This window comes from Methylobacterium sp. DB0501 (genome assembly GCF_011043735.1).
Lineage (GTDB): Bacteria > Pseudomonadota > Alphaproteobacteria > Rhizobiales > Beijerinckiaceae > Methylobacterium > Methylobacterium alsaeris.
This window is the reverse complement of record NZ_JAAKGV010000064.1, coordinates 1-3088: the sequence shown is the minus strand read 5'-3', so window position 1 is coordinate 3088 and position 3088 is coordinate 1. Positions and strand designations below refer to the sequence as shown.

The window sequence follows — 3088 nt, the reverse complement described above, 5'->3', positions numbered from 1 at the left end:
CGCCGCTTCGAGGACGGCAAGCTGCGCATCATCGATCCCGTCGCCCGCACCGCCGACCACGTCGAGCCCGACGCCTTCCTGCCCCGATGGACCGGCACCATCGTGCTCGTCGCCCGACGCGCCAACCTCCAGACCGCCCTGCACAAGTTCGGCCTGACCTGGTTCGTCCCCTCCGTCTGGCGCTACCGCAGGCCGCTCGCCACCGTGCTCGTCGCCTCGCTGTTCATCCAGCTCTGCGCCCTCATCACCCCGATCTTCTTCCAGATCACCATCGACAAGGTCCTGGTCCACCGCGGCTACTCCACCCTCACCCTCGTCGCCGTCGGCCTCGTGGTGCTCGGCCTGTTCCACGTCGTGCTGCAATACCTGCGCGGCTACATCCTCACCCAYACSGCCAGCCGCATCGACGTCGAGCTCGGCGCCCGCCTGTTCGACCACCTGATGCGCCTGCCGCTCGGCTACTTCGAGACCCGGCCCGCCGGMCAGACCGTCGCCCGCGTGCGCGAGCTCGAGACGGTGCGCAACTTCCTCACCGGACAGGCGCTGACCTCGGCGATCGACGTGCCGTTCACGCTGCTCTTCCTGGCGATCCTSTACTTCTAYTCGCCGCTGCTGGCGCTGATCGTCACCCTGTCGATCCCGTGCTACATCYTGGTGGCGGTGCTGCTGCGGCCGATCCTGCGCGACAAGACCCTCGAGCGCTTCAACCGCTCGGCCCTGTCGAGCCAGTTCCTGATCGAGTCGGTGGTCGGCATCCACACCGTCAAGGCCCTCGCCGTCGAGCCCACCCTCAAGAGCCARTGGGAGGAGCGCCTCGCCGCCTACGTCAAGACCTCGTTCGTCGCCGGCCTCGTCGCCAGCCTCGGCCAGAACGCGATCCAGTACATCTCCAAGGTCACCACCGCGCTCGTGCTGTTCTTCGGCGCCTACGCGGTGATGAACGGCGAGCTGACCGTCGGCAGCCTGATCGCCTTCAACATGATCATGGGCCAGGTCACCGCCCCGATCCTGCGCCTGTCCCAGCTCTGGCAGGACTTCCAGCAGGTCAAGGTGTCGCTCGAGCGCCTCGGCGACGTGCTCAACTGCCCGCCCGAGACCCGSGCGCTSGCYCAGGCCCACCTGCCGCCGGCCAAGGGCCAGGTCACGGTGCGCGGCGTGTCGTTCCGCTACCAGCCCGGCACGCCGGAGGTGCTCAAGGACGTCAGCCTCGACATCCCGGCCGGCCAGGTCCTCGGCATCGTCGGGCCGTCGGGCTCGGGCAAGTCGACCTTCACCAAGCTCTTGCAGCGGCTCTACGTGCCGGAGAAGGGCCAGGTACTGGTCGACGGCGTCGACATCGCCCAGGTCGAYCCGGCCTGGCTGCGGCGCCAGATCGGCGTGGTGCTGCAGGAGAACCTGCTGTTCAACAAGACGGTGTTCGAGAACATCGCGCTGGCCAATCCGGGCCTGTCGCGGGCGCAGGTGATGCAGGTGGCSCGSCTCGCCGGGGCCGACGAGTTCATCAACCGGCTGCCGCTCGGCTACGACACGCCGATCGAGGAGCGCGGCGCCAACCTGTCGGGCGGGCAGCGCCAGCGGCTGGCGATCGCCCGGGCTTTGGCCACCAACCCGCGGATCCTGATCCTGGACGAGGCGACCTCGGCGCTGGACTACGAGAGCGAGCGGATCATCCAGGASAACATGAAGCACATCGTGCGCGGSCGCACGGTGATCATCATCGCCCATCGGCTGGCGGCGGTGCGGATCTGCGACCGGATCATCGCCGTGCAGGAGGGGCGGATCGTCGAGGAYGGCACCCACCGCGARCTGGTCGAGCGGCCGGCCTCGCTCTACGGCCGGCTCTGGCGCCTGCAATCCGACCACGGCTTGAGCAAGGGAGAGGCCGCGTGAGCGCCAACCCGCACCCCGCTTCCCCCGACAACCTGCCGGCCCCGCGGCGCGGCGCCCCGCCGCCGGCCCGCTTCAGCCCGCGCGGCCTGACCGAGCGGGTGCGGCGGCTCGCCGACGACCGYTCCGACCAGGAGTTCCTGCCGGCCCATCTCGAGATCCTCGACACCCCGCCCTCGCCCTACGCGACGGTGTTCACCTGGGTGCTGTGCCTGATGTTCGGGGCGGCGCTCGTGTGGAGCATCTTCGCSMRGATCGACATCCACGCGGTGGCSACCGCCCGCATCCAGCCCTCGGGGCGCTCGAAGGTCGTGCAGCCCTTCGACACCGGCAAGGTSCAGACCGTGTCGGTGGAGAACGGCAGCCGGGTCGAGGCCGGGGACGTGCTGCTGACGCTCGAGCCGACGGAAGCCGAGGCCGACCTGTCCTCGCGCCGGGGCGACCTCGCGGCGTTGGAGGCGCAGATCGCGCGGCGGCGCGCCACGATCGAGGCGGTGGAGAGGAACCTGCCGACGATCAAGGTGGAYTTCCCGGCCGCGGTGCCGCCGGCGGTGCGGGCGCGGGAGGAAGGCGCGATGCTGGCCGAGATCGGCCAGTACGCCACCACCCGCGAGGCGTTCGAGGCGCAGCTCGCCGAGAAGGTGGCGACGCAGGAGCGCTTCGGGGCCAGCATCGCGGCGCGGATGCGGCTGCAGGCGGTGCTGAAGGAGCGCGCCGAGATGCGCGAGACCCTGGTGGCGAGGGCGGCGGGGACGCGGGCGGCGGTGATCGACGCGGTGCAGCAGGTCGAGCAGGTCGCGGCCGACCTCGCCTACGACCGCGGGCAGCTGAGCGAGGCRAAGGCGGCGGCGACCTCGCTGCAGCGTCGCATCGCGCAGCTGACCAGCGAGACGGTGGCGCGGCAGTACCAGGCGCTGACGGAAGCGGCGCAGAAGCGCGACGCGCTGGTGCAGGACGTGGTGAAGGCGCAGCTCAAGCGCGAGCGGACGACGCTCAAGGCGCCGATCTCCGGGACGGTGCAGCAGCTGGCGGTGACGACGCTGGGGCAGGTGGTGACGGCGGGCCAGCCGCTGATGGTGGTGGTGCCGACGGACGGTCCGATCGAGGTCGAGGCGCAGGTGCAGAACAAGGATATCGGGTTCGTGCTGCCGGGGCAGGAGGCGGTGGTGAAGATCGACGCCTTCCCGTTCACCCGCTACGG

The 3088-nt window shown here is 70.4% G+C and carries 2 protein-coding genes; both read left to right on the top strand.

The window, feature by feature from the left end:
• Positions 1-1890 (top strand): type I secretion system permease/ATPase (locus G4G93_RS35235; RefSeq protein WP_165091956.1); only part of this gene is annotated, 1890 nt, incomplete at its 5' end.
• Positions 1887-3088: HlyD family type I secretion periplasmic adaptor subunit (locus tag G4G93_RS35230; RefSeq protein ID WP_165091954.1), on the top strand; the 1202-nt coding region annotated here is incomplete at its 3' end. The genes G4G93_RS35235 and G4G93_RS35230, both read left to right, overlap by 4 nt.